Raw genomic sequence first — 24923 nt, forward strand, 5'->3', positions numbered from 1 at the left:
TCTTCAGGTCCGGTTTCCTACGGTGGCCGCATGACAGCCATCGCCGCGGACGCCGGACCGCAGTGGGTCAACGACCTCATGGACACGATGGGCGCACCGGGTGCCGGTCTCGCCATCGCCCTGGAGAACCTGTTCCCGCCCCTGCCCAGCGAGGTGATCCTGCCGCTGGCCGGCTTCGCCGCGAGCAGTGGGCGGATGAGCCTGCTCGCCGTGCTGCTGTGGACGACGGCCGGCTCGGTGATCGGCGCCCTCGCCCTGTACGGGGTCGGCGCGCTGCTCGGCCGTGACCGGACGGTGGCGATCGCGGAGCGGCTGCCGCTGGTGAAGGTCTCGGACATCGAGAAGACCGAGGCCTGGTTCGACAGGCACGGCACCAAGGCCGTGTTCTTCGGCCGGATGATCCCGATCTTCCGCAGCCTGATCTCCGTGCCGGCCGGCGTGGAGCGGATGCGCCTGCCGGTGTTCCTCGGCCTGACCACCCTGGGCAGCGCGATCTGGAACACGGTGTTCGTGCTCGCCGGCTACTTCCTCGGCGCGAACTGGCACACGGTGTCCGACGTCGTCTCCACCTACTCCAAGGTGGTCCTGGCGGTGGTGGCCCTGGCGGTGGTGGTGTTCATCGCGCTACGGCTGCGACGGCGCCGCGAGGGGACGCGCGGCGAAGGGGCGCGGGGAACCGCGCGGCAAGCCACCGACACGCCGCACCCGCACGACGACCAGGACACCCGAGTGCTCAGGCGTCCCGTACTGCCTCCAGAAACTCGCGGAGAATCCGCTCCCCGGCCAGGGCGCCCCTCTCGGGGAGCGCCCTGACCGCAGGGGCCGTGAAGCCCGTGTCGGCCAGCTCCCCGTGCCCCGGGCGCCAGCCCCGGTCCGCCGCGAGGAGCAGGTCCGCGTCGAGCAGCGAGTCACCCGCGGCGAGGGTGAGCTCGGCCCCGGTCCGCCGGGCGACCTCGCGCAGGGCCGCGCTCTTGGTGAGCGGCTTGGGGACGGCGTAGATCTTGCGGCCCTGGAGGGACACGGTCCAGCCCCGGTTCTCCGCCCACACGGCGAGTTCCTTCACCCAGTCCTCGTCGAGCAGTTCGCGCTCGACGACGAGGTAGGCGAAGAGGTCGTCGGCGACGCGGTGCTTGCGCACCCAGACCGGGTCGGCGGCCCGCAGCAGGTGCTCCTGCACCTCGGCCAGGGGCGCGCACTGGTCGGCCAGCCGCGCGGTCACCTGCGCGTGCCAGTCGGGGTCGGACACCCCGTCCACCAGGAGGTGACCGCCGTTCGCGCAGATCGCGTACGTGGGCTGCGGGCCGGGCAGGTTGATGCGCTGGTACTGCTTGCGCGTCCGGGTCGTCGCCGGCACGAACACCGCCGCGTCGCCGAGGTCCGTCAGCAGCCGGGCCGCGGTCTCCGTCATGTACGACAGCGGCCTGCTCTCGTGCACCTCCACGCACAGCAGCCGGGGCGCCCGGGCGTCCGGCATGGTCAGCGCCAGGGCCGCCGAGGAGTAGATCAGCGTCCGGTCGAGGTCGCTCGCCACGATCACGCGCGTCACAGGGTCACCGCCTTGCCGTCGGCGCCGGTCGCGCCCCGGGTGTACTTGGGGTGGATCAGGCCGACGCAGGTGTAGGGCAGCGCGTCGACCTCCTCCACCGGGACTCCGCGCTGCTCGGCCAGCAGGCGGACGTGGTCGAGGTCGCTGCCCGCCCCGGCCCGCGCCAGGACCTTCCAGGGCACGCGGCGCAGCATCACCCGGGTGGTCTCGCCGACGCCGGGCTTGACGAGGTTCACGTCGTGGATGCCGTACTCCTCACTGATGCGCTCGACGGCGGCCCAGCCCTCCCAGGTGGGCGTGCGGTCGGCGGCGAGCAGCTCCGCGGCCTGGGCGCAGGCCGCGTCCGCGACCTCGGGGAAGCGGGCCGAGACGGCGTCCAGGAACGCCACCGAGACGTCCGTGGCGGCCAGTTCGCGGTAGAACTTGGCGCCGTGGAAGTCGTGCGGGCCGACCAGGTCCGCGCGCAGCACGGTCCGCGAGACCAGCCCCGACACGGTGGAGTTGAGGCAGGCGGAGGGGATGAGGAAGTCCTCGCGGGTGCCGTAGGTGCGCACGCAGGAGCCCGGGTCGGCCAGCACGGCGATCTCCGGGTCGAAGCCGGTGACGCCGTCGGACTTCTCGAACTCCGTCAGGGCCTGGGCCAGTTCGCGGGTGATGGCGCCCTTGCCGGTCCAGCCGTCGACGAAGACGACGTCCCGGGGGTCGTGGTGCGCCGCGAGCCAGCGCAGGGCGTTGGCGTCGATGCCGCGGCCGCGCACGATCGACACGGCGTAGTGCGGCAGGTCCAGGCCGTGCCGGTGCTGCGCCCAGCGGCGCATGAGGATGCCGACGGGGGTGCCGGCCCGGGCCAGCGAGACCAGGACCGGACGCGGGGACCGCTCGGCGAGGACCGTCTCGGTGACGACGCCGACCGCCCGGGCGATACGGGCCGCGGAGACGGTCAGCGCGGCGTGGAACAGCTCCTGGTACTGCTCGCTGGGCTGGTACTCCACGGGCAGGGACTCCGCGTAGTGGGCGCCGCCGCTCTGGATCGCCTCCTCGCGCTCCTCGGTGGGGGCCTCCAGGGTCACGTCCGAGAGGTCCTGGAGCAGCCAGCCGACCTCCTCGGGCGCGTACGAGGAGAAGGCGGGGCCACGGAGGGGCGCGGGCAGCATGCGGGGCCTTTCAGGGACGTACGACGGTACGACGGCGAGGAGGACCTCGGGGGTGTACGCGGCGAGCCGGGCCAGCAGGCCGTCGGGCGCGTGCAGCGCGGGGGTGTCGGCGGCCGAGTCGACCACCACGACGACGGCGTCGGATCCGGCGCCCGCGACGTTGTAGGCGTACCGCTCGCCGGGGCCGTCGGCGGGGTCGTCGTGGGCGGGGAAGGCGAGCCGGGTGCGTATCGCGTAACCCGGGTCGTCGAGCGCCAGGACGGGCGAGCGGGTGGTGGTGGAGTAGCGGACCTCGGCGTCCGTCGTCCGCTCCAGGGCCTCGGCGAGCCGCAGCGGGGCGTACATCAGCTCCTCGAAGCCGAGGACGTGGACGCGGCGGACGCCGGGAGGCAGGGCCTCGGCGATCCTGGCCGCCATCGCGGGCAGGGCTGCCTCCAGCCGGATGCGGTGCGCGGGGGTGAACCCGTGTCGCCCCCCGTCGGGGAGGCCGGAGGGCCAGTCCAGGTCGACGTGGGTGACGTGGGGGGCGGTGCCGTCGTCGTCCGGCTGCGGACCGGTGGCGCTTGCCCGCGCAGTTCCCCGCGCCCCCAGGGGGGCGTTCTCCGCCTCGTAGCGGGCCACCAGCTCCTGGCCCTTCTCCAGTACGCCGTCGGGCAGCCGCACGGTCCCCGAGGCGGCCGCCACCAGATCCACCCGCGCGCCGATCTCCCGGGCGAACTCCTCCAGCCGCCCCGCGTCGGCGGCGGACCGCATGTCCACCAGCGCCACCACGACGTACCACCGCCGCGGGTACCGCTCATGCAGGTCCCGGACGGTGTTCAGCACCGTGTTGCCCGTGGAGAACTCGTCGTCGACCAGGACCAGCGGCCCGTCCCCGGCGAGCAGCGCCGGGTCCTCGGGCAGCAGCAGGTGCGAGGTCGCGTGGGAGTGGGACTCCTCGAAGCCGCCGGCCGGGGCGAGGCCGGGCACCGGGCGGCGGGTGGAGTGCAGGTAGGGAGCCAGGCCCAGTCCGTCGGCGACGGAGTGGCCGAGGCCCGTCGCGGTCTCCGCGTAGCCGAGGACGACGGCCCGCCGGGCCTCGTCCTCGCCCAGCAGTTCCCGCACCCGGCGCCCCAGCGCGACCCCGTGCCCGTACACCACGGACGGCGCCTGCGGGACGTGCTTGCCCAGCACGTTCGACACCAGCAGGTGGGCGCGCTTGGGGTTGCGGCGCAGGGCCAGCCCCAGCAGGCCGGTCAGCCGGTCGTCGCCGACGAGTTCGACGCCGAGCCGCTCGGCGACCCAGTCGCCGGACCAGACGCCGCCGGACCCGTCGCGCACCTCGGGGTGCTCCCCCTCGTTCACTGCCTTCTCCGCCTCGTCCATGGACCCTTCGAATTCCTCGGAAACCCCGCGCTCAGCCCGGCAGGCCCGCCGCCAGCAGCTCCACGAAGCCGATGTCCTCGTTGGCCACGCCGAAGACCTCGGCGCGCAGCAGGGTCCGCTCGGCCCAGGCCCGATGCGGCTTCACCTCGTTCATCTTGTTCGTGTACGCCGATCTCAGCACACCCCCGCCGCCGCGCTCGGGACGCAGGATGTCCTGGGCGTCCGAGAACTCCTCGCGGCTGACCACCGACAGGGCGTGCACCGGCAGCACGTGGGAGGGGTGGATGCAGGTCTTGCCCAGCAGTCCGTTGGCCTGGTCCAGGGAGATCTCGCGCAGCAGCCCGTCCATGGCGTGCTCGATCAGCTGGGAGCGCAGCTCGGCGGCCTGCACCTCCAGGAAGGGGCTCTGCCGCAGCAGCGGCTTGAACATGCGCTCCTGCACGCGGAAGTACTCCCACACCGGCCCGGTCACCGTGAAGCCCGTCCCGTCGGCCCGGCCCAGCATGTTCACCACGTCGGCGATCACCGAGGCGACGATCTGCACGTCGTAGGCGGTCATGTCCGGGCCCCTGCGCAGCCCGTAGGAGGAGCAGAAGTCGGTGACGCCCAGGCGCAGGGCGAGCACACGGTCGCGGTACTTGTCGACCGCGCGGAAGATGCCCTCCAGGGTCTCCACGCGCGACTCTCGGTAGAGCAGCTCCGGCGACTCCAGCACCGGCATGGCGAAAAGGCGACGGCCGCTTCCGGCCTCGGCGGCCGCGAGGGCCTCCAGGAACGGGATGCCGCGTTCCGCGGTGAACTTGGGCAGCACGAAGCCGGACAGCAGCCGTACGGCCGGGCCCAGGCGCCGCACGAGGTCGGGTATCTGCTCGGGGGCGCGGACCCGGATGAACAACAGCGGCAGGTCCGCGTCCGGGAGGCCGTCCAGGACCGTGAGCTGGCGGACCAGGTTCTCCTCACCGGGGCCGACCTCGGCGTCGTCGATCGAGTCCTCCAGGCACAGCACCATGGAGACCACGCCCCGGCCGGCCTGCTTGCGGACGTCGTCGGCGAGGTGCGGGCGGGTGGCGGGGCTGTACAGCGTGGCGCCCAGGGCGGCCGACAGCAGCCGCGCCGGGGAGTCCCGCGTGAACGCGCACGGTTCGCGGTGGAAGAGGCGCCGGCGGACCTCAGGGGCGATCTGCCCGAAATGACGCATGGATCTCCCCCGTGGTGGTTGCGCGACCTGCGAATCGACGAAAGCTGGCCGGTAATAGTACGTAGAAGTCCATGTCCCAGGTTCCCGTCAGGCATGAATTTCAGGTAACGCGGGCAAGCACAGCCGAACCCGGCCATCTCGACGGTAGCCCCCGACCGCCGGGGGCGCCGCTCGTGGCGCCGTGCCCCCGCGTTGTCGTGAGCAGGACCGAGAAGGCAGGATGACCGCATGACGCACGCGATGCTGAAGGGGTCGAACGTCCCGCTGGAGGCCACCACGGTACGCGCCGTGCTGCGCTGGACACCCGGGCAGGGGGTTCCGGACGTCGACGCCTCCGCGCTGCTCCTCGGCCCCGGCGGCCGTGTGCGCTCCGACGAGGACTTCGTCTTCTACAACCAGCCCCGCCACCCCTCGGGCACGGTGTGGCGGCTCGGCAAGAAGCGGGTCGCCGAGGGCCTGACCGACACGATCCGGACGGAGCTGACCGGTGTCGAGTCCGAAGTCGGCCGCATCCTGATCGTCGCCTCGGCGGACGGCGTCACCTTCGACCGCGTGCAGGCACTGCGCATCCTGCTGTACGACGCGGCGGGCACGGACGAGGAAGCGCTGGCGTACTTCGACGTGAAGCCGGAGACGGGCGAGGAGACGGCGCTGATCTGCGGCGAGCTGTACCGCCGCGGGGAGGGCTGGAAGTTCCGGGCACTGGGCGAGGGCTATTCGAACGGGCTGAAGGGCCTCGCGACGGACTTCGGCATCTCGGTGGACGAGTCGGAGGCGGCCGAGGAGGCCACCACCTCCGTCCCGACGCCCCCGACCACGGCCGGCCCCGCCCCCACCACCGCCGGGCAGCCCGCCTCCCACCCGGAGGCGTCCCGCCCGCTGCCGCCGGAGCAGCCGCCCGGGGTGCCCGCGCAGCCCGGGTACGGCTACCCGACGCAGCAGCCCCCGGTGACGCAGCCGGCCTACGGCTACCCCCAGCCCACGAGCCCGCCCGTCTACGGCTACCCGCAGGCGCCGGCCACGGCCGGGGCCGCGGGCGCACAGTCCGGCTACGGCTATCCGCCCCCGCCCCTCGGCGGGCCCGACCCGGACTTCCGGCTGCCCCCGCAGGGCCCGCAGTTCATCGGCCGCTGACGCGGCACCGGCGGGCGGGGCGGGCGCGGGTCAGCGGTCGACCTTGGTCTTGTAGCCCCGCCCCCACTGCAGTCCCCAGCCGTAGAGCCGGTCCAGCTCGGCCTGGAAGCCGTAGACGAACTTCGCCTCGCGCCGGACGACGATCTCGTCCTTGACCTTCTCGATCATGACGACGGCGCAGGAGCGGGCCTGCGGCTGGCGCTCGTCCAGGTGGATCTCGATCCGCGGCCCGCTGCTCGGATAGAGGGTGACGCTCGCGTGGGTGCGGTCGAACGCGGGTGTCTGGTCGTAGATGTAGACGAACACCAGGAGCCGCTTGATGTGTTCGCGGTGGTCCAGGTTGATGTACATCGTCTCGCCGGACCCCGAGCCGAAGCGGTCGTCGCCGCTGAGCTTGACGTACGGCGGGGCGTTGACGTCCCCGAAGTAGCCGCCGAGGGGCTGCACGACGCCCTTGCTGCCGTCCTGCAACTCGTAGAGGCAGCCGAGGTCCAGGTCGACGTTGACCATGGACTGGCTGTGGCCGACGACCTCCGGCGGTTTCAGCGCCCGGAAGGGGTGGCGCAGCAGGCTCTCGCGCTGCGCGCCGCCGATGTCGGACGTGCGCATCCGCCAGCTGAGGTTGACGCGTAGATGGCCGGTGGCCGCGTCCTGCTTGGTGAGTGATATCTGCGCGCGCCGCTTGGTCAGCTCGATCGCGTTGGTCGCCGCGTTGCCCGAGTCGAACTGCGCCTCGCCGCGCCGGAGTCCGTCGAACAGGCCCATTCCGCCCCCCATGTTCACTTGGGGACCGCGGGTCACCGTCGTGCCCGCGGCCCCTGACGGCCGACGGGGCGGCCGCCGAGGAGTCGCCTCGGTGGCCGCCCTGTCGAGAGCGTTCCTCACCCGGAGGGGTGTCACACCCCGGACGAGACCTCAGTCTTGTCGTCCGATCCGGCGTTTCCCTCGGCCGCCGCGAGCGCCTTGTTGCGGCGGACGGAGGACCAGAAGGAGGCGCCGATGAGGACGACGCCGATGAGGCCGGTGATGATCTCGTTGATCTCGTACTGGATGGTGACCAGCAGGATCATGGCGAGCGCGCCGATGGCGTAGTGCGCGCCGTGCTCCAGGTAGACGTAGTCGTCCAGGGTGCCCTGGCGGACCAGGTAGACCGTCAGCGAACGGACGTACATGGCGCCGATGCCCAGGCCGAGCGCCATCAGGACGATGTCGTTGGTGATGGCGAAGGCGCCGATCACGCCGTCGAAGGAGAAGGACGCGTCCAGGACCTCCAGGTAGAGGAACATGAAGAACGCGGCCTTGCCGGCCAGCTTGACCGCCGACTTGGGCTTGCCCTCGCGCTCGGCCTTCTCCTCGGCCTCGTGCTCGCGCTCCTCCTCCTCTTCGAGCTTGTCCTCGAAGTAGCTGGAGAGACCGCCGACGATCATGTACGTGATCAGACCGGCGATCCCGGCGAGCAGGACGGTCTCCGCCTTGTCGGCGTGGGTGCCGCCGTGCTGGTGGGCGTGGGCGCCGAAGGTGATCGAGGAGATCAGCAGGACGATCAGGGCGATGCAGACCGACAGCATGTCGACCTTGCCGAGCTTGGACAGCGGGCGCTCCAGCCAGCCGAGCCACTTGATGTCCCGGTCCTCGAAGATGAAGTCGAGGAAGATCATCAGCAGGAACATGCCACCGAAGGCGGCGATCGACGGATGCGCGTCGGTCACCAGCTCCTGGTAGCGGTCCTTGTCCGTGAGGGCGAGGTCGACCGCCTCGATCGGACCCAGCTGGGCACTGATCGCGACGATCACGACGGGGAAGACCAGCCGCATGCCGAAGACGGCGATCAGGATGCCGACGGTGAGGAAGATCTTCTGCCAGAAGGCATTCATCTTCTTCAGGATCCCGGCGTTGACCACGGCGTTGTCGAAGGACAGCGAGATCTCGAGGATGGAAAGGATCGCGACGATACCGAAAGCGGTCCACCCTCCGTAGAAGACCGCTGCGACCAAGCCGAGCGCGGTGACCGCGAACGACCACCCGAAGGTTTTCAGAACCACTGGCTACCCAATCGTGTGTGTACGGGGTACCCCCGCGCCGTACCCGGCTTTACGAACTTTTGAAGCCGCAGTCTAGTGCGCCCCTCCGGGCCCGCCGCGAGGCCCCGGATTTTGCTCATATCGCGTCAGGAGACGTTCACCCCGAAGTCCATCGCGATGCCACGCAGACCCGACGCGTACCCCTGGCCGACCGCCCTGAACTTCCACTCGCCCTGGTACCGGTACACCTCGCCGAAGATCATGGCGGTCTCGGTGGAGGCGTCCTCGCTGAGGTCGTAGCGGGCGAGCTCCTGGCCGTCGGCCTGGTTCACCACACGGATGAAGGCGTTGCTGACCTGGCCGAAGGTCTGGCCGCGCTCGTCGGCCATGTGGATGGAGACCGGGAAGACGATCTTGTCGCACTGCGGCGGCACCTTGGCGAGGTCGATGAGCAGCGACTCGTCGTCGCCCTCGCCCTCACCCGTGAGGTTGTCGCCGGTGTGCTCGACCGAGCCGTCCGGGCTCTTGAGCTGGTTGTAGAAGACGAACCACTCGTCCCCGAGCACGCGACCGCCGCTGCACATCAGGGCGCTGGCGTCGAGGTCGAAGGGCGCTCCGGTGGTGGAGCGCGCGTCCCAGCCGAGACCGATCATCACGTGTGTGAGGTTCGGTGCGGCCTTGGACAGGGAGACGTTGCCCCCCTTGGCAAGCGTGACGCCCATGATGTGTCCCTCCCCGAACGATGTTTCCTAGGTGGTCCTGCGCGTCCGGCGCCGCACGTAAACCGTGCGGCGCCGGACGGGAGGTCGCGGGGCCCCGGTGCGGGGCCCGGCGGGTGGCTCAGACGTTCACGCCGAAGTCCTGCGCGATGCCGCGCAGGCCCGAGGCGTAGCCCTGGCCGATGGCGCGGAACTTCCACTCCGCGCCGTGCCGGTAGAGCTCGCCGAAGACCATGGCGGTCTCGGTGGAGGCGTCCTCGCTCAGGTCGTACCGGGCGATCTCCGCACCGCCGGCCTGGTTCACGACGCGGATGAACGCGTTGCGGACCTGGCCGAAGGACTGCTGGCGGGTCTCGGCGTCGTAGATCGAGACGGGGAAGATGATCTTCTCCACGTCGGCCGGCACGGTCGCCAGGTCGACCTTGATCTGCTCGTCGTCGCCCTCGCCCTCACCGGTGAGGTTGTCACCGGTGTGCTCGACGGAGCCGTCCGGGCTCTTGAGGTTGTTGAAGAAGATGAAGTGCGCGTCGCTGGCGACCTTGCCGGAGCTGTTCAGCAGCAGCGCACTGGCGTCCAGGTCGAAGTCGGTGCCGGTCGTGGTGCGGACGTCCCACCCCAGACCGACGATGACCGCGGTCAGGCCCGGCGCCTCCTTGGTCAGCGATACGTTGCCGCCCTTGCTGAGGCTGACTCCCACGAGTCCTCCATTGGTGTCCGGGGGCGGGATGCCCCGTTGTGCTCGGATGTCGGATCAACGTTTCGATCCTAGTGACGGGTTCCCGCCCCTCGCAGGCCCTGGGGCCGACATTTCAGCGGGTGTCGGGCTCCGGACGCCCGGCCGGCGTCACAGCGAGTCGAGCGCCTTCACGTAGTCGTTCAGGTCGCGGGCGTCCGGCAGGCCGTTCACGACGGTCCACCGCACGACGCCCTCCTTGTCGATGACGAAGGTGCCGCGCACGGCGCAGCCCTTGCCCTCGTCGAAGACGCCGTAGGCGCGCGAGACCTCGCCGTGCGGCCAGAAGTCGGACAGCAGCGGGTACTCCAGGCCCTCCTGCTCGCCGAAGACGCGCAGGGTGTGGATGGAGTCGTTGGAGACGGCGAGCAGCTGGGTGTCGCGGTCGGTGAACTGCGGCAGGTTGTCGCGCAGCTCGCACAGCTCGCCGGTGCACACGCCGGTGAAGGCGAACGGGTAGAAGAGCAGGACCACGTTCCGGGAGCCGCGGAAGTCCGACAGCCTCACCGCGGCGCCGTGGTTGTCCCTGAGCTCGAAGTCGGGGGCCTTGTCGCCGACCTGGATCGCCATCGTCGCGGGTGTCCTTCCTGGTGGTGTGCCGGGAGGACAACCCTACGCAGGGGCCGGGGCACGCCGGTGGGCGGGCCGCCTGCGCGGCCCGCCCACGGGGGTTACGACTACCGCTTGGACTTGGCGGCCTTCGGCGTCGCCAGGCGGCTGCCGCTCCAGTCCTTGCCGACGCTGACGCTCTTGGACGCCGTCAGACCCGCCGTGGTGGCGGCTTCCGAGATGTCGCTCGGCTCCACGTAGCCCGAACGGCCGGTCTTCGGCGTCAGGAGCAGGATGGCGCCGCCTTCTTCGATGTACGTGGTGGCATCCACCAGCGCATCCGTCAGGTCGCCGTCGTCGTCACGGAACCACAGCACAACGGCGTCGGCCACGTCGTCGTAGTCCTCGTCCATCAGGTCGCCCTCGATGACGCCCTCGATGGTCTCGCGGAGCTCCTGGTCCACGTCGTCGTCGTAGCCGATCTCCTGGACCACCTGCCCGGGCTGGAACCCCAGCCTGGCGGCAGGGTTCGTCCGCTCCTCCGCGTGGTCCGCGGTCGCGCTCACGGGTTGCCTCCTGATCATGTCTTCGGATGGGGGTACCCCCTGCTCCTTTGAGCTTGGGGGAATCTCAGCCACGCGCGTGCGCGAAGCATTGGCCGTAGTCCACACGGGCGGGACCGATCGCGCAAGTACCCGGCCGTGCAGACCGCCGAAACGGTGACGATCCCGGCGGTGTCACCGCAACTCCAGGCACACCATCATGGCCCGAGGTGATGCACACCACACCTTTCTGCCCTGTTTGGGCGTTTGGGAATCGTCTGTGGGTACGAGACTCGAAGGTATTCGCCCCTGGTGTCGCGGAGCCGGTCTCACGCTCGGGTTACCGCTCGGTAGAGATGACGATTCACGGCCCCGAGGTGGACCATGGACAGCGGCGCGCCCCCCAGCGACGACGCCCCGCGACGACAGCGAAACAGCGGCCCTCGCCGGCCCTCTGACAGGTAAGGAACAGCGTGGCTTCCGCATCCGATCGCAACCCGATCATCATTGGCGGCCTTCCGAGTCAGGTTCCTGACTTCGATCCCGAAGAGACGCAGGAGTGGCTCGACTCCCTGGACGCCGCCGTGGACGAGCGCGGCCGCGAGCGCGCCCGCTACCTGATGCTGCGGCTGATCGAGCGGGCCCGCGAGAAGCGCGTGGCCGTGCCGGAGATGCGCAGCACGGACTACGTCAACACCATCCCGACCAAGAGCGAGCCGTTCTTCCCGGGCAACGAGGAGATCGAGCGCAAGGTCCTGAACGCCACCCGCTGGAACGCGGCGGTGATGGTCTCGCGGGCCCAGCGCCCCGGGATCGGCGTCGGCGGCCACATCGCCACCTTCGCGTCCTCCGCCTCGCTGTACGACGTCGGGTTCAACCACTTCTTCCGCGGCAAGGACGAGGGCGACGGCGGCGACCAGGTCTTCTTCCAGGGCCACGCCTCCCCCGGCATCTACGCCCGCGCCTTCCTGCTGGACCGGCTCAGCGAGCAGCACCTGGACGGCTTCCGCCAGGAGAAGTCCAAGGCCCCGTACGCGCTGTCGTCGTACCCGCACCCGCGGTCGATGCCGGACTTCTGGGAGTTCCCGACGGTGTCGATGGGCCTCGGGCCGATCGGCGCGATCTACCAGGCGCGGATGAACCGCTACATGGAGGCGCGCGGGATCGCCGACACCTCCAAGTCGCACGTCTGGGCGTTCCTCGGCGACGGCGAGATGGACGAGCCGGAGTCGCTGGGCCAGCTGTCCATCGCCGCCCGCGAGGGCCTGGACAACCTCACGTTCGTCGTGAACTGCAACCTCCAGCGCCTCGACGGCCCGGTGCGCGGCAACGGCAAGATCATCCAGGAGCTGGAGTCGGTCTTCCGCGGCGCCGGGTGGAACGTGATCAAGCTGGTCTGGGACCGCAGCTGGGACCCGCTGCTCGCCCAGGACCGCGACGGCGTCCTGGTCAACCGGATGAACACCACGCCGGACGGGCAGTTCCAGACCTACGCCACGGAGACCGGCGCGTACATCCGCGACCACTTCTTCGGCGACGACCACCGGCTGCGCGCGATGGTCGAGGGCATGACCGACGACCAGATCCTGCACCTGGGGCGCGGCGGCCACGACCACCGCAAGATCTTCGCGGCGTACAAGGCCGCCGTGGAGCACAAGGGCCAGCCCACGGTCATCCTCGCCAAGACGATCAAGGGCTGGACGCTGGGCCCGAACTTCGAGGGCCGCAACGCCACGCACCAGATGAAGAAGCTGACGGTCGACGACCTCAAGCGCTTCCGCGACCGCCTGCACCTGCCGATCCCGGACAAGGAGCTGGAGTCCGGCGTCCCGCCGTACTACCACCCGGGCCGGGACTCGGAGGAGATCCAGTACATGCACGACCGCCGCAGGTCGCTCGGCGGTTACGTGCCCACCCGCGTCGTCCGCTCCAAGCCGCTGACGCTGCCCGAGGACAAGACGTACGCGACCGTGAAGAAGGGCTCGGGTCAGCAGTCCATCGCCACGACGATGGCGTTCGTCCGGCTCCTCAAGGACCTCATGCGGGACAAGGAGCTCGGCAAGCGGTTCGTGCTGATCGCGCCGGACGAGTACCGCACGTTCGGCATGGACTCGTTCTTCCCGAGTGCGAAGATCTACAACCCGCTCGGGCAGCAGTACGAGTCGGTCGACCGCGAGCTGCTGCTCGCCTACAAGGAGGCGCCGAACGGGCAGATGCTGCACGACGGCATCTCCGAGGCGGGCTGCACGGCCTCCCTGATCGCCGCCGGCTCGGCCTACGCCACGCATGGCGAGCCGCTGATCCCGGTCTACGTCTTCTACTCGATGTTCGGCTTCCAGCGCACCGGCGACCAGTTCTGGCAGATGGCCGACCAGCTGTCCCGCGGTTTCGTCCTGGGCGCCACCGCCGGGCGCACCACGCTGACGGGTGAGGGCCTGCAGCACGCGGACGGCCACTCGCAGCTGCTCGCCTCGACGAACCCGGCGTGCGTGGCGTACGACCCGGCGTTCGGCTTCGAGATCGCGCACATCGTGCAGGACGGCCTGCGCCGGATGTACGGCTCCTCGCAGGAGCACCCGCACGGCGAGGACGTCTTCTACTACCTGACGGTCTACAACGAGCCGATCCAGCACCCGGCCGAGCCGGACGGGGTGGACGTCGAGGGAATCCTCCAGGGCCTGTACCGGTTCAGCGAGGGCACGGGCGGCTCGGTGCCGGCGCAGATCCTGGCCTCCGGGGTGGCGGTGCCCTGGGCGGTCGAGGCGCAGAAGATCCTGGCCGAGGAGTGGAACGTCAAGGCGGACGTCTGGTCGGCGACCTCCTGGAACGAGCTGCGGCGCGAGGCCGTGGAGTGCGAGCAGCACAACCTGCTGCGCCCCGAGGAGGAGCAGCGCGTGCCGTACGTGACGCGCAAGCTCGCGGACGCCCAGGGGCCGGTCGTGGCCGTGTCGGACTGGATGCGCTCGGTCCCGGACCAGATCGCGCGCTGGGTGCCGCAGACGTACCAGTCGCTCGGCGCGGACGGCTTCGGCTTCGCCGACACCCGGGGTGCGGCGCGCCGCTTCTTCCACATCGACGCCCAGTCGATCGTGGTGGCGGTGCTGACGGAGCTGGCGCGTGAGGGCAAGGTCGACCGGTCGGTGCTCAAGCAGGCCATCGACCGCTACCAGCTGCTCGACGTGTCGGCGGCGGACCCGGGGGTCGCGGGCGGCGACGCCTAGGGTCTGTCGTTTGGATCAGCCCGGCTGTGAGGCTCGGCTCTGTCAGCCGACCCGAGCGGGGCCTGGTGCGTCCAGATGCAAGGCGGAGGAGGGCGTCAACGCGGAGCGTTGGCAACCGACGACAACGCCGCAGATGGGCGTGCCAGGCCCCGCGACGCCGGAATGATCCAAACGACAGGCCCTAGCCCGGCGGGAGCTCTTCTTCCAGGGGTGGTGAGCCTCACGGACGCACCGTGGGCCCGCCACCCCTGCGGCTTTCCTACGATGCCTGCATGCAGCAGCAGTCGGCCCAGCTCCGCTGGGAGCAGCACACGCAGCGCCCCCTGTTCGCCCTGGCCCTCGCGTTCGCCGTCGCCTACGCCGTGCCGATCGTCCGGCCGGACGCGGACCCCCGGGTGGTGCAGGCGTGCGCGGCGGTCGAGTGGGTGGTGTGGGCGGCGTTCGTCGTCGACTACGTCGTGCGCCTGGCCCTCGCCCCGCACCGGCCGTCCTTCGTGCGGACGCACTGGCTCGACCTGGCCGCGGTGGTGCTGCCGCTGCTCCAGCCGCTGCGGCTGCTGCGGCTGGTGTCGACCCTGCTGCTCGTCGGGCAGCGGGCGCGGATGGCCTCGCAGATCCGGCTGACCACGTACGTCGCCGGGGCCGTGGTGGGGCTGCTCATGTTCGGCTCGCTGGCGGTGCTGTCGGTGGAGCGCGACGCGCCGCACGGGAACATCCGCACCCTGGGTGACGCGGTGTGGTGGTCCTTCACGACCATGACGACGGTGGGGTACGGGGACCACGCCCCGACGACCGGTCTGGGGCGCGTGCTCGCGGTGGGGCTCATGCTGTCCGGCATCGCCCTGCTCGGTGTGGTCACGGCGAACATCGCGGCCTGGTTCATCGCACGGTTCGACAAGGACGACGTCGAGGAGCGGCGGCAGACGCAGGCGATCCTGGAGTTGACGGAGGAGGTCCGGGCGCTGCGCGCGGAGGTGGCGGCCCTGAAGGGGACGCCCGTCGAATGAGGGCCGGGTGAGGCGCCAGGGTGGTCCCCGGGCGTCCGCCCTCCACCGGGCGCACGAGCGAGCCCCCGGCCGAACCGCCGGAGGCCCGTGCTCACTTCACCCGGTTCAGTACAAGCCCAGGCCCGGTGTCATGGCTCCGGACAGCCACAGCAGGGCGAGGAGGGTGTCGATGGCGCCCAGGACGAGGGCCACCACGGCCGCGGGCGGGCGGGAGCCCGACCAGGTGCGGCCCATGGCGAGCCAGCCGCAGACGATCGCGGCGGGGCCGAGGACGATCCCCAGCACGAAGAAGCCCGCGACCGCGCAGATGACTCCGACGAGCCCGAGCGTCGCGCGATCCGTCCCGGTCCGTGACCACGTCCGGCCACGTGAGCGGGGGTGCCTGCGCGTACCGTGTCCGAAGCTCGCCATCATCAACTCCCGTGATTCCTCGGTCGGTCGAGGCTCTGCTCGGGTATGACATGGCGGGTACCCCGCGATCGGACGGCAATGCACCGCTGCCTGCGCGCCACCCCCCTCCGGCAGCGCGCCGCAGCGTCCGCCCTCCATGCCCTGCGGAGGACTTGACCCACTGTGACCTGTGCGGCGGGCCCAACGGGAGGCTTCGGCGGTCCTGTTCACCCTGATGAGCGAACGCCCCCGGGGGACGTCCTTCCCGGGGGCGTTCGGCGGCGGACCGTCAGATGTGCCCGACGCCCACGCCCGCCTCGGCGTTCTGCCCACGCTTGGTGAGGAACGCCACCAGCACCGCCACCGCGGCGACGCCCGCCGCGACGAGCGAGGCCGCGCTCATGCCGGAGATGAAGGTGTCGTGCGCGACCCCCGTGATCTTCGCCGCGACCGTCTCCGGGGTGCCCGGCGCCAGCGGCGGGACGCCGACCTGCACCGCTTCCGAGGCCTGGTGCTGCTGCTCCGGCGTGAGCGGCGGGAGGCCCGCCTCGCGCCAGTTGCCCGCCAGGTCGCTGTTGACCTTGGAGGCCATGACGGCACCGAGGACGGCCGTGCCGAGGCTGCCGCCGATCTGCATGGCGGCCTGCTGAAGACCGCCCGCGACGCCCGACAGCTCCATCGGGGCGTTGCCGACGATGACTTCGGTCGCGCCGACCATGACCGGTGCGAGGCCGAGGCCGAGCAGGGCGAACCAGAGCGACATGACGCCGCTGCCGGTGTCCGTCTCCAGGGTCGACATGCCGTACATGGCGATCGCGGTGAGCGCCATGCCGCCCGCGAGCGGGACCCGGGGACCGAACTTGGTGATCATCGCACCGGCCAGCGGCGAGCCGACGATCATCATGCCGGTGAGCGGGAGCAGGTGCAGACCCGCGTCGACCGGGCTCATGCCGTGCACGTTCTGGAGGTAGAACGTGACGAAGAACAGGCCGCCCATGAACGCGATGGCCATCAGGATCATCAGCACCACACCCGCGGACAGCGCCACGGAACGGAACAGCGCGAGCGGGATCAGCGGCTCCCTGACCTTCGTCTCCCACAGGGCGAAGAGCGCGAAGCCCAGCACGGACGCGCCGAGGAAGCCCAGCGTCTTCGCGTCGCCCCAGCCCCACTCGGACGGCGGGGCCTTGATGAGCGCCCACACCAGGCAGAAGACCGAGACCGACAGCAGGGCGATGCCCAGCAGGTCGAAGGAGCGCGGGGCGTTCACGGCGCGGTGGTCGAGCAGGATCCACACACCGAGGACGACCGCGAGGATGCCGACGGGCACGTTGATGAAGAACACCGACTGCCAGTTGACGTGCTCGACGAGCACACCGCCGAGGATCGGGCCGCCGGCGGTGGACGCGCCGATGACCATGCCCCAGATGCCGATGGCCATGTTCAGCTTCTCGGCCGGGAAGGTGGCCCGCAGCAGGCCGAGCGCGGCCGGCATCAGCAGCGCGCCGAACAGACCCTGCAGGACACGGAAGACCACGACCAGCGCGATGCTGTCGGACAGGCCGATGGCGCCCGAGGCGGCGGCGAAGCCGACGACGCCGATGAGGAAGGTCTGCCGGTGCCCGAAGCGGTCGCCGAGCTTGCCCGCGGTGATCAGGGAGACGGCGAGGGCGAGGAAGTAGCCGTTGGTGATCCACTGCACCTCGGCGAAGGTGGCGCCGAGGTCCTTCTGGATCGCCGGGTTGGCGATGGCCACGATGGTGCCGTCCAGGGCCACCATCATGACCCCCACGGCGACGGTGATGAGGGTGAGCCAGGGGTGCCCGCGCAGCCCCTTGCCCGGCGTCGCGTCCACCGTGCCCGGCGTCTTGCCCCCCGACCCCGACGTGTCGATGGCGGTCTGACTAGTCATACGTTCGAGGCTAGTGACAGTCACTGACAATTGACAAACCAATTCACCGGTCGCTCACCGGCACGCCTTCCCCGGATAGCCTGAACTGGGAGAACACTGCGCACAGGAGGACCTTTCTTGAACTTGCGCGAGCGCAAGAAGCAGCGCACGCGGGACGCGCTGCTGCGAGCCGCCCTGGAGCTGTTCGCCACGCGCGGGTACGAGGAGACGACCGTCGACGACATCGCCGCGGCCGCCGACGTGTCGCAGCGCACCTTCTTCCGCTACTTCGCCGGCAAGGAGGAGACGGCGCTGTTCGTGCCGCGCCTGGCGGAGGACGTCGTCGTCGACGCCCTGCGGGCGCGCCCGCCGTCCGAGCCGCCCCTGGAGGCGCTGCGCCGGGCCGTCCTGGAGAGCTGGGACGCCATCCACGAGGCCGTCGCCGAACTGGTCCCGATCGAACTCCACCTGCGGGTGTACCGGGTGATCGAGTCGACACCCGCACTGCTCGCCGTCCATCTGCGGCGGGCGGCCGAGTTGGAGGAGCGGCTGGCCGGCATCGTCGCCGAGCGCGAGGGTCTCGACCTGGACGCCGATGCCCGGCCCAGGATCGTCGTCGCCCTCTTCGGCGGGGTGATTCGTGTCACCGAGCGGCTGTGGTCCACTGGGGAGGACCTCACCGTGGAGGGACTGCGCGAACTCACCGCCGCCTACCTGGATCAGGTCGGTCCGGCACTGGCGGGGAACTGGCGTCCGGGGCGGTCCCCCTGACGCCCCGACCAAAACGTGATCCCGGTCACTTGATTGACGCGAGACCCTCTCGTTCTCCTAGTGTGTCCTTTCAGTGACTTCCTTCGACACCTCCCCGCAATCGAACGTCTGGCGCGCACTGCTCGCTCTGGCCGTGGTGTTCGTGATGCTGGCGACCACCGGCTGGACCGCCCTGCGCACCCAGCGGGGCGACACACCGCTGCAGGCCTCGCTCTCCGCGTGGGAGCACGGCCGCGTCGGCGGCCACCGGCTGCCCGACCCGCGGTCCGCGCCGGGGAAGCTGACCCGCTTCTTCGACTCGCTCGGTGAGGCGGAGCGCGCGAGCCTGGCCCGCAGGTACCCGCTCGCCGTCGGCAACATGAACGGCGCCCCCGTCGAGCTGCGCTACCGCGCCAACCGCATCGCGCTCGCCAAGGAGCGCGAGGTGGAACGGGAGCGCCTCCATGACGAGCGCCTCACACCGGCCGGGCGGCAGGACGCCGGGCGCCGCATGGACCGCCTGGACGACCTGCTGGAGAAGGGCCGCCGCATCCTGGCCTTCGACCCGGAGGGGTCGGGCCGGGTCGCCGAGGTCCTCGGCGACCTGCGCCGGGCGGACCGGGTCTCGGTCGTCGTGCCCGGGGTGGACACGAACCTGCTCACCTTCCAGCGCACCCAGCGCACGTACTCGGCCCCGGTCGGCATGGCCCGGTCCCTGTACGACGCCGAGCGGCAGGCGAGTCCCTCGACCCGCACCGCCGTGATCGCCTGGGCCGACTACACCGCGCCCAGCGGGCTGGGCATCGACTCGGCCACGGCGATGCGTGCCGAGGAGGGCGCGGTCCGGCTGGACGCGCTGGTGCGGGCGCTGCCCGGCAGGGCGCCGGTCTCGCTGTTCTGCCACAGCTACGGCTCGGTGGTGTGCGGCGTCGCGGCGCACCGGCTGCCGGGCCGGGTGTCCGACATCGCGGTCGCCGGCAGCCCCGGCATGCGGGCGGAGAACACCGAGGAACTGCGCACCGGGGCCCGGGTGTGGGCGATGCGGGACGCCGACGACTGGATCCAGGACGTGCCCTACCTGGAGCTGGGCGGGCTGGGCCACGGGGCCGACCCGGTGTCCTCCGGCTTCGGCGCGCGGGTGCTGTCGGCGGCGGGCGCGAAGGGTCACGCCGGCTACTTCGAGCCGGGTACGGCAAGTCTGTTCAATTTCGCAGAGATCGGCGTCGGCGCATACCGCTCGGTGCACTGCGCGCACGAAGACGGCGTCTGCCGTACCGGTTTGTCCGGCGCGGCAGCGGCCTGACGCGCGTAGAGGCGGAGAAATTGCGGTCTGCTCGGGAGGGGGACGGAGGAGCGCGTGCCGCATACGATGAGCCGCATGGGTGACGTACTGGCCGGATTTCATGCCACCTGGGAGTTCGAGTCCGACTCCGTGCTCATCCGCTACGAACGGGGGATTCGAACACCGAAGCTCTTCCAGGCGCTCGGGGAGCGCCGCGTGCCCTTGGAGGCGATCGCCGGGGTGTCGCTGACGCGCGGCAAGCGCGGCACCGTCGTGCTGCGTGTCGAGCCGCGCCCCGGGGCCGATCCGCTGATGGAGGCGGCCGCCGGCCAGCTGAAGGAGAGCTGCGACCCCTACCGGCTGGTGCTGCCCGCCGAGCGCGAGGTGCTCGCCGAGTACTACGCCGACGAACTGACGTCGCTGCTGTCGGAGTCCGGGCCTACGGACCGGTTCCTCGTGGAGCCGCCGAAGGGGCCGCCGTCCTTCAAGGCGTACGACGGGAAGGCGGCGTTCGACGGACGGACCGTCAGTTTCCGCTGGTTCTGGACCGGAGCGTCGTCGGCGAAGTGGAAGGCCGGGGACCAGAGCTTCCCGGTGGGCGAGCTGAGCGGCGTCGAGTGGCGCTCGCCGGAGGTGTTCGAGGGCCATCTGCGGCTGCTGCACCGGGACGGGGCGGCCGTCACCCCGGCGCAGGCCGACCAGGACCCGGCCGCGGTGGTGTTCGGGCTGGGGTACGGGCCGGTGCACGAGTCGCTGCCGTTCGCGGCGGCGGTGCTGGCCGCGGTGCGCACGTCCGGCCCGGTGGCCGCGGTGCCCGCGCCGCGGCGTGATCCGGCGGACATCGCCGAGCGGATCCGGCATCTCGGGGAGCTGCACCAGGCCGGGCTGGTGACGGACGAGGAATTCTCGCTCAAGAAGAGCGAGTTGCTGGCGGAGCTCTAGCGTCCGCGGGGTGCCGCGCGCCGGCCGGTGCGGGTCGCACGTGGCCGGTCGCGCCGTTCCCCGCGCCCCTGAAGGGGCGCCTGCCTACTCCCGGCCCGCCGAGGTGAACGCCATGTCCGCGTAGCGGTCGCCCGTCACCTGGGCCGCTATGCCGTCCAGGAGTTCCAGCTGCTCGTCCGTCAGGTGGATGCCGGTCGCCGCCGTGTTCTCCTCCACCCGCGACGGCTTGCGGGTGCCGGGGATCGGGACGACCGGGAGGCCGTGCACCTCGGCCCGGCGGTGGGCCCAGGCCAGGGCGATCTGGCCGAGGGTGGCGTCATGGGCCTTCGCGACCGAGCGGATCAGTTCCAGCAGGGTGACGTTGGCGGTGGCGTTCTCGCCCGTGAACCGCGGCTGCCGGCGGCGGAAGTCGTCGGACGACAGCTCCTCGGCCCGGGCGAAGGAACCGGTGAGGAAGCCGCGGCCGAGGGGTGAGTACGCCACGAGCGCCGCGCCCAGCTCCCGGACGGCGGGGACGACCTGGGCCTCGATGTCCCGGCTGAACAGGGACCACTCCGACTGCACGGCGGCGATGGGGTGCACGGCGTGCGCGGCGTGCAGTTCACCGGCCGTGACCTCGCTCAGGCCGAGGTGCTTCACCTTGCCCTCGCGGACCAGGTCGGCCATCGTGCCGACGGTCTCCTCGATCGGCACGTCCACATCGCGCCGGTGCATGTAGTAGAGGTCGATGACGTCGACGTCCAGGCGCTTCAGACTCGCCTCGACGGCCCGGCGGATGTAGGGCGGGTCGTTGCGGATGATGCGCCGGGCCGGGTCGTCCGGCGGTATGGACAGGGCGAACTTGGTCGCGATGACGACCTCGTCGCGGTGTGCCTTGAGGAAGGGCGCGAGGAACCGCTCGTTCTCGCCCGCTCCGTAGGCGTCGGCCGTGTCGTAGAGCGTGACGCCCAGTTCGAGGGCCCGTTCCAGGGTGGCGCGCGACGCGTCCGCGTCCGCGGGGCCGTAGCCGAAGCTCATGCCCATGCAGCCGAGGCCCTGGACGCCCACCTCGGGGCCGTCCGCGCCCAGCTTCGCCGTCGTGATCCTGCCGTCCGTCATCGAGGCCCCTCCGACGCCGGGGCGCGCCCGGCGTCCGCGTAGAAACTGATCTTCCGGTCCAGTACGGCCAGTGTGCCCCGGAGTTCGTCGATCCTTGCCAGGACGTCCTCGCGGGTCGTCCGCAGCAGCTCGAAGCGCTCGCCGTAGGTGTGGTCGCCCGCGCGCACCAGTTCCGCGTAGCGGACCATGTCCGCCACCGGCATGCCCGTCAGCCGGAGTTTGCCGACGAGGTCGAGCCAGTCGAGGTCGCGGTTGGTGTAGCGGCGCTGGCCGGTGTGGGAGCGGTCGATGTGCGGCATCAGGCCGATGCGCTCGTACCAGCGCAGAGTGTGGGCCGTCAGGCCGGTCAGGGCGACGACCTCGCTGATCGTGTAGCGGTCCTGGCCGTCCGGGCGCCGGTTCTGCTGCGGCGGACCGGCACAGAGGTCGGTCCCGGTCCCCGTGGTCTCCATCACCGTCATGGCCCCACGCTAGAACCCTGGAGTGCGCTCCAAGCAAGCACCCACGGCGATAAATCGGCACGGACGCCCGCGGGCGGGCCGGACCCCTCGCCGGGGCGCACGCGCTCAGCGCATAGGCTCGCAGGCATGTCGCTCAAGAGCCTCGCGCTGATCGAGAACTGGCCGGTTCCCACCGCCGCCGCGGGCGTCGTCCGGGCGGACGGCACCCTCCTGGGCACCCACGGCCCGGCCGGACAGCGGTTCCCCCTCGCGTCGGTGACCAAGCCGCTGGCCGCCTACGCGGTGCTGGTCGCCTACGAGGAGGGCGCGGTCGAGTTCGACGAGCCCGCGGGTCCCCCCGGGTCGACGGTCCGGCACCTGCTCGCGCACACCTCGGGTCTGGCCTTCGACGAGCACCGGGTCACGGCCCCGCCCGGGGAGCGGCGGCTGTACTCCAACGCCGGTTTCGAGCAGCTCGGCGACCATCTCGCCGAGGCGACCGACATCCCCTTCGCCGAGTACCTGCGCCAGGCGGTGCTGGAGCCGCTGGGCATGACCTCGACGTCCCTGGAGGGCTCCCCGGCCAAGGACGCCGTGTCCACCGTGGAGGACCTGCTGCGGTTCGCCGCCGAGTTGCAGGCGCCGCGGCTGCTGGACCCGCGTACGGTCGCCGAGGCGATGACCGTGCAGTACCCGGGCACCAAGGGCGTGCTGCCGGGCTACGGCCACCAGAACCCCAACGACTGGGGGCTGGGCTTCGAGATCCGCGCCGCCAAGTCGCCGCACTGGACGGGCGCGTCGTCCTCCCCGCGCACCTTCGGGCATTTCGGTCAGTCCGGTACGTTCCTGTGGGTCGACCCCGACGCGGGTGCCGCGTGCGTGGCGCTGACGGACCGCGCGTTCGGCCCCTGGGCGATCGAGGCGTGGCCGGCGTTCACGGACGCGGTGCGCGCCGAACTGTAGGGCCTGCCGCGACGCGGCATGATCCGAACGACAGGCCTTAGGGCCGGGCGGCGCCGTCCGCCATCTCCCAGACCAGCAGCTCGGCCGCGGTGACGCCTTCGGCCTCCAGGGCCTTCGCGTCGGTGATCCGGGCCGCGTCCCCGGCGCCGAGCTCCTCGCCGTCCAGGCGGACCGCGCCGCGCACCACGTGCACGTACACGTACGCCCCGTCCGGCACCGCCGTCCGCTCCCCCGCCCCGAGCCGCCGCACGTGCAGCATCGCCCCGGCCCGGGGCAGGGCGTACGGCGTGGAGTCGGCGATGCCGCGGACGACCTCGTAGGACGGTTCGCCGCCGGGCCGCAGCGGGGCCAGCCACATCTGCACGAAGGTCAGCGGCCCCGGTCCGTCGTTGCGCTCCACGTGGCGCACCCCGCCCGCCGAGCTGAGCCGCTGCACGTCCCCGGGGCGCACGACCGACTCGTGCCCGGCCGAGTCCCGGTGGGTCAGCTCGCCCTCCACCACCCAGGTCACGATCTCCGTGTGGCTGTGCGGGTGCTCGTCGAAGCCGGCGCCCGGCGCCAGCCGCTCCTCGTTGCACGCGAGCACCGCGCCGAACCGGAGGTTGTCCGGGTCGTAGTGCGGGCCGAAGGAGAAGGCGTGCCGGCTGTCGATGCCGGCGGCCGGATCCCCTCCCCGGTAGCGCTCGTCGGCGCGCCTGACGTCCATCACGCCGTCCACGGTAGACCCGGCGGCGCACCCTCCCGTCCGGATAAGGCAGTCTTGTCCCCGTGCCCGAACCCGAAACCGGCAAGAACCCGGCCGCAGCGACCGACCTCCATCCGCATTCCGCCACGCTGAGGCGGCTGGAGAAGTCGTCAGGATCGCTCGCCGCGCAGGCCATCGCGCGGATGGACGAGACGCTGCCCTGGTACCGGGCCATGCCCCCGGAGAACCGTTCCTGGATCGGTCTGGTCGCCCAGGCGGGCATCGCCGCCTTCACCGAGTGGTTCCGGCGCCCGGACGCCCCCCAGGCCATCTCCACCGACGTGTTCGGCACCGCTCCGCGCGAACTGACCCGGGCGATCACGCTGCGCCAGACCGTGGAGATGGTGCGCACCACCATCGAGGTCATGGAGTCCGCGATCGACGAGGTCGCGGCCCCCGGCGACGAGAGCGTGCTGCGCGAGGCGCTGCTCGTCTACGCCCGGGAGATCGCCTTCGCCACGGCCCAGGTGTACGCGCAGGCCGCGGAGGCACGCGGTGCCTGGGACGCCCGGCTGGAGTCCCTGGTGGTGAACGCCGTGCTCAGCGGCGAGGCCGACGAGGGCGCCGTGTCGCGGGCGGCCGCCCTCGGCTGGAACTCCCCCGAGCACGTGTGCGTGGTGCTCGGCACCGCGCCCGACGGGGACAGCGAGCTGACCGTGGAGGCCATACGGCGCGCGTCCCGGCACGCCAAGCTCCAGGTGCTCACCGGTGTGCTGGGCGACCGTCTGGTCGTCATCGCCGGCGGCAGCGACAACCCGCTGGCCGTGGCCAAGTCGCTCATCGGACCGTTCGCGGCCGGACCGGTCGTGGCCGGACCGGTGGTGCCCGACCTCCAGGCCGCGACCCGGTCCGCGCAGGCCGCCGCGGCGGGCCTGAAGGCGTGTTCCGCCTGGCAGGACGCCCCGCGCCCGGTCCTCGCCGACGACCTGCTGCCGGAGCGGGCCATCGCCGGGGACCCCTCCGCCCGCGAGCAGTTGGTGGAGGAGATCTACAGACCGCTGGAGGAGGCCGGGGCCGCGCTCCTGGAGACCCTCAGCGTCTATCTCGAACAGGCGAGCAGCCTCGAGGGCGCCGCCCGGATGCTGTTCGTGCATCCCAACACCGTCCGCTACCGGCTTCGACGTGTGACTGACGTCACCGGCTGGTCACCGTCCGATGTACGCTCTGCCTTCACGCTGCGGATCGCTCTGATCCTGGGGCGTCTGGTCGATGGAGATCTCCAGCCCTAAGGTT

Annotated in this window: 23 protein-coding genes; 9 read left to right on the forward strand and 14 right to left on the reverse strand. The window is 71.3% G+C overall.

Annotated elements, in window-relative coordinates; translation table 11 throughout:
• Positions 1 to 30 precede the first annotated feature (30 nt).
• Complete coding sequence (locus ACH4C6_RS27940; protein WP_398111368.1) at positions 31 to 813, forward strand: DedA family protein; 783 nt, start codon at positions 31 to 33, stop codon at positions 811 to 813.
• On the opposite strand, the gene ACH4C6_RS27945 is transcribed toward ACH4C6_RS27940, so the two are convergent.
• Genes ACH4C6_RS27945 through ACH4C6_RS27955 form a run of 3 tightly spaced genes read right to left on the reverse strand, consistent with a single transcriptional unit; the run spans position 734 to position 5263 of the window.
• Entirely contained in the window at positions 734 to 1546 is an 813-nt protein-coding gene (locus ACH4C6_RS27945; RefSeq protein ID WP_398111369.1) for an HAD family hydrolase, read from the reverse strand. The genes ACH4C6_RS27940 and ACH4C6_RS27945 overlap by 80 nt on opposite strands.
• Positions 1543 to 4065: a phosphoribosyltransferase gene (locus ACH4C6_RS27950; RefSeq protein WP_398111371.1), complete on the reverse strand. Its 2523-nt coding sequence runs from the start codon at positions 4063 to 4065 to the stop codon at positions 1543 to 1545. The genes ACH4C6_RS27945 and ACH4C6_RS27950 overlap by 4 nt, the downstream gene beginning before the upstream one ends.
• Positions 4066 to 4096: 31 nt before the next feature.
• Entirely contained in the window at positions 4097 to 5263 is a 1167-nt protein-coding gene (locus ACH4C6_RS27955) for an HpcH/HpaI aldolase/citrate lyase family protein (RefSeq protein ID WP_398111372.1), read from the reverse strand.
• Between the two features lie 228 nt (positions 5264 to 5491).
• Here ACH4C6_RS27955 and ACH4C6_RS27960 point away from each other — a divergent pair, with 228 nt between their 5' ends.
• Entirely contained in the window at positions 5492 to 6397 is a 906-nt protein-coding gene (locus ACH4C6_RS27960) for a TerD family protein (RefSeq protein ID WP_398111373.1), read from the forward strand.
• 30 nt (positions 6398 to 6427) lie between these two features.
• Here ACH4C6_RS27960 and ACH4C6_RS27965 read toward each other — a convergent pair whose 3' ends face one another.
• From ACH4C6_RS27965 to ACH4C6_RS27990, 6 genes are all read right to left on the reverse strand, one after another.
• Positions 6428 to 7162 (reverse strand): Tellurium resistance, encoded by a 735-nt coding sequence (locus ACH4C6_RS27965; RefSeq protein ID WP_398111374.1) that lies wholly within the window; start codon positions 7160 to 7162, stop codon positions 6428 to 6430.
• Positions 7163 to 7293: 131 nt separating this feature from the next.
• Positions 7294 to 8439, reverse strand: coding sequence for a DUF475 domain-containing protein (locus tag ACH4C6_RS27970; protein WP_398111375.1), 1146 nt, complete (start codon positions 8437 to 8439; stop codon positions 7294 to 7296).
• A 125-nt stretch (positions 8440 to 8564) separates the two neighbouring features.
• On the reverse strand, positions 8565 to 9140 hold the full coding sequence (locus tag ACH4C6_RS27975; protein WP_398111376.1) for a TerD family protein: 576 nt from the start codon (positions 9138 to 9140) through the stop codon (positions 8565 to 8567).
• Positions 9141 to 9258: 118 nt separating this feature from the next.
• Positions 9259 to 9834 carry a calcium homeostasis/redox stress adaptation protein gene (locus ACH4C6_RS27980; protein ID WP_369197241.1) on the reverse strand — a complete coding sequence of 192 codons (576 nt, stop codon included), beginning with the start codon at positions 9832 to 9834 and terminating at the stop codon, positions 9259 to 9261.
• A 147-nt stretch (positions 9835 to 9981) separates the two neighbouring features.
• Positions 9982 to 10440: a peroxiredoxin gene (locus tag ACH4C6_RS27985; RefSeq protein WP_398111377.1), complete on the reverse strand. Its 459-nt coding sequence runs from the start codon at positions 10438 to 10440 to the stop codon at positions 9982 to 9984.
• Between the two features lie 107 nt (positions 10441 to 10547).
• Positions 10548 to 10985 (reverse strand): DUF3052 domain-containing protein, encoded by a 438-nt coding sequence (locus ACH4C6_RS27990; protein WP_369197239.1) that lies wholly within the window; start codon positions 10983 to 10985, stop codon positions 10548 to 10550.
• Between the two features lie 449 nt (positions 10986 to 11434).
• Between ACH4C6_RS27990 and aceE the strand changes: the two genes are divergently transcribed.
• Positions 11435 to 14182 carry a pyruvate dehydrogenase (acetyl-transferring), homodimeric type gene (aceE, locus tag ACH4C6_RS27995; RefSeq protein ID WP_398111378.1) on the forward strand — a complete coding sequence of 916 codons (2748 nt, stop codon included), beginning with the start codon at positions 11435 to 11437 and terminating at the stop codon, positions 14180 to 14182.
• Between the two features lie 272 nt (positions 14183 to 14454).
• Positions 14455 to 15189: a potassium channel family protein gene (locus ACH4C6_RS28000; protein WP_398111379.1), complete on the forward strand. Its 735-nt coding sequence runs from the start codon at positions 14455 to 14457 to the stop codon at positions 15187 to 15189.
• A gap of 105 nt (positions 15190 to 15294) precedes the next feature.
• On the opposite strand, the gene ACH4C6_RS28005 is transcribed toward ACH4C6_RS28000, so the two are convergent.
• Both ACH4C6_RS28005 and ACH4C6_RS28010 read right to left on the reverse strand, forming a co-directional pair.
• Positions 15295 to 15603 carry a small hydrophobic protein gene (locus ACH4C6_RS28005; protein ID WP_398111380.1) on the reverse strand — a complete coding sequence of 103 codons (309 nt, stop codon included), beginning with the start codon at positions 15601 to 15603 and terminating at the stop codon, positions 15295 to 15297.
• A gap of 265 nt (positions 15604 to 15868) precedes the next feature.
• Positions 15869 to 17491: an MFS transporter gene (locus tag ACH4C6_RS28010; RefSeq protein ID WP_398111381.1), complete on the reverse strand. Its 1623-nt coding sequence runs from the start codon at positions 17489 to 17491 to the stop codon at positions 15869 to 15871.
• 117 nt (positions 17492 to 17608) lie between these two features.
• On the opposite strand from ACH4C6_RS28010, the gene ACH4C6_RS28015 reads away from it, so the two are divergent.
• The 3 genes from ACH4C6_RS28015 to ACH4C6_RS28025 all read left to right on the forward strand — a co-directional run bounded on the left by ACH4C6_RS28015 (position 17609) and on the right by ACH4C6_RS28025 (position 20444).
• On the forward strand, positions 17609 to 18241 hold the full coding sequence (locus ACH4C6_RS28015) for a TetR family transcriptional regulator (protein WP_398111382.1): 633 nt from the start codon (positions 17609 to 17611) through the stop codon (positions 18239 to 18241).
• A gap of 73 nt (positions 18242 to 18314) precedes the next feature.
• Positions 18315 to 19523: an alpha/beta hydrolase gene (locus ACH4C6_RS28020; protein ID WP_398111383.1), complete on the forward strand. Its 1209-nt coding sequence runs from the start codon at positions 18315 to 18317 to the stop codon at positions 19521 to 19523.
• Between the two features lie 66 nt (positions 19524 to 19589).
• Positions 19590 to 20444: a DUF4429 domain-containing protein gene (locus tag ACH4C6_RS28025; RefSeq protein ID WP_398111483.1), complete on the forward strand. Its 855-nt coding sequence runs from the start codon at positions 19590 to 19592 to the stop codon at positions 20442 to 20444.
• Between the two features lie 84 nt (positions 20445 to 20528).
• Here ACH4C6_RS28025 and ACH4C6_RS28030 read toward each other — a convergent pair whose 3' ends face one another.
• Together ACH4C6_RS28030 and ACH4C6_RS28035 are read right to left on the reverse strand one after the other, a co-directional pair.
• On the reverse strand, positions 20529 to 21542 hold the full coding sequence (locus tag ACH4C6_RS28030; RefSeq protein ID WP_398111384.1) for an aldo/keto reductase: 1014 nt from the start codon (positions 21540 to 21542) through the stop codon (positions 20529 to 20531).
• Positions 21539 to 22003, reverse strand: a complete 465-nt coding sequence (locus tag ACH4C6_RS28035) for a MerR family transcriptional regulator (RefSeq protein ID WP_398111385.1) — start codon at positions 22001 to 22003, stop codon at positions 21539 to 21541. The genes ACH4C6_RS28030 and ACH4C6_RS28035 overlap by 4 nt, the downstream gene beginning before the upstream one ends.
• A gap of 126 nt (positions 22004 to 22129) precedes the next feature.
• Here ACH4C6_RS28035 and ACH4C6_RS28040 point away from each other — a divergent pair, with 126 nt between their 5' ends.
• Entirely contained in the window at positions 22130 to 22945 is an 816-nt protein-coding gene (locus ACH4C6_RS28040; RefSeq protein WP_398111386.1) for a serine hydrolase domain-containing protein, read from the forward strand.
• Between the two features lie 37 nt (positions 22946 to 22982).
• Here ACH4C6_RS28040 and ACH4C6_RS28045 read toward each other — a convergent pair whose 3' ends face one another.
• Positions 22983 to 23651: a pirin family protein gene (locus tag ACH4C6_RS28045; protein ID WP_398111484.1), complete on the reverse strand. Its 669-nt coding sequence runs from the start codon at positions 23649 to 23651 to the stop codon at positions 22983 to 22985.
• A gap of 62 nt (positions 23652 to 23713) precedes the next feature.
• Between ACH4C6_RS28045 and fasR the strand changes: the two genes are divergently transcribed.
• The gene (fasR, locus tag ACH4C6_RS28050; RefSeq protein WP_398111387.1) at positions 23714 to 24919 is read left to right on the forward strand and encodes a fatty acid biosynthesis transcriptional regulator FasR; all 1206 of its coding nucleotides are present in this window, start codon (positions 23714 to 23716) and stop codon (positions 24917 to 24919) included.
• Positions 24920 to 24923 lie beyond the last annotated feature (4 nt).

The organism is Streptomyces sp. NPDC017943, assembly GCF_044328425.1.
Lineage (GTDB): Bacteria > Actinomycetota > Actinomycetes > Streptomycetales > Streptomycetaceae > Streptomyces > Streptomyces djakartensis_A.

Bases quoted from the DNA above. Each gene is read 5' to 3' on its own strand.
- ACH4C6_RS27985 (WP_398111377.1), bottom strand. From the start codon at position 10,440: ATGGCGATCCAGGTCGGCGACAAGGCCCCCGACTTCGAGCTCAGGGAC.
- ACH4C6_RS27950 (WP_398111371.1), bottom strand. From the start codon at position 4,065: ATGGACGAGGCGGAGAAGGCAGTGAACGAGGGGGAGCACCCCGAGGTG.
- ACH4C6_RS27960 (WP_398111373.1), top strand. From the start codon at position 5,492: ATGACGCACGCGATGCTGAAGGGGTCGAACGTCCCGCTGGAGGCCACC.
- ACH4C6_RS28025 (WP_398111483.1), top strand. From the start codon at position 19,590: ATGAGCCGCATGGGTGACGTACTGGCCGGATTTCATGCCACCTGGGAG.
- ACH4C6_RS27975 (WP_398111376.1), bottom strand. From the start codon at position 9,140: ATGGGCGTCACGCTTGCCAAGGGGGGCAACGTCTCCCTGTCCAAGGCC.
- ACH4C6_RS28005 (WP_398111380.1), bottom strand. From the start codon at position 15,603: ATGATGGCGAGCTTCGGACACGGTACGCGCAGGCACCCCCGCTCACGT.
- ACH4C6_RS28030 (WP_398111384.1), bottom strand. From the start codon at position 21,542: ATGACGGACGGCAGGATCACGACGGCGAAGCTGGGCGCGGACGGCCCC.
- ACH4C6_RS28010 (WP_398111381.1), bottom strand. From the start codon at position 17,491: ATGACTAGTCAGACCGCCATCGACACGTCGGGGTCGGGGGGCAAGACG.
- ACH4C6_RS27965 (WP_398111374.1), bottom strand. From the start codon at position 7,162: ATGGGCCTGTTCGACGGACTCCGGCGCGGCGAGGCGCAGTTCGACTCG.
- ACH4C6_RS28000 (WP_398111379.1), top strand. From the start codon at position 14,455: ATGCAGCAGCAGTCGGCCCAGCTCCGCTGGGAGCAGCACACGCAGCGC.
- ACH4C6_RS27940 (WP_398111368.1), top strand. From the start codon at position 31: ATGACAGCCATCGCCGCGGACGCCGGACCGCAGTGGGTCAACGACCTC.
- ACH4C6_RS28035 (WP_398111385.1), bottom strand. From the start codon at position 22,003: ATGACGGTGATGGAGACCACGGGGACCGGGACCGACCTCTGTGCCGGT.
- ACH4C6_RS28040 (WP_398111386.1), top strand. From the start codon at position 22,130: ATGTCGCTCAAGAGCCTCGCGCTGATCGAGAACTGGCCGGTTCCCACC.
- ACH4C6_RS28045 (WP_398111484.1), bottom strand. From the start codon at position 23,651: ATGGACGTCAGGCGCGCCGACGAGCGCTACCGGGGAGGGGATCCGGCC.
- ACH4C6_RS27955 (WP_398111372.1), bottom strand. From the start codon at position 5,263: ATGCGTCATTTCGGGCAGATCGCCCCTGAGGTCCGCCGGCGCCTCTTC.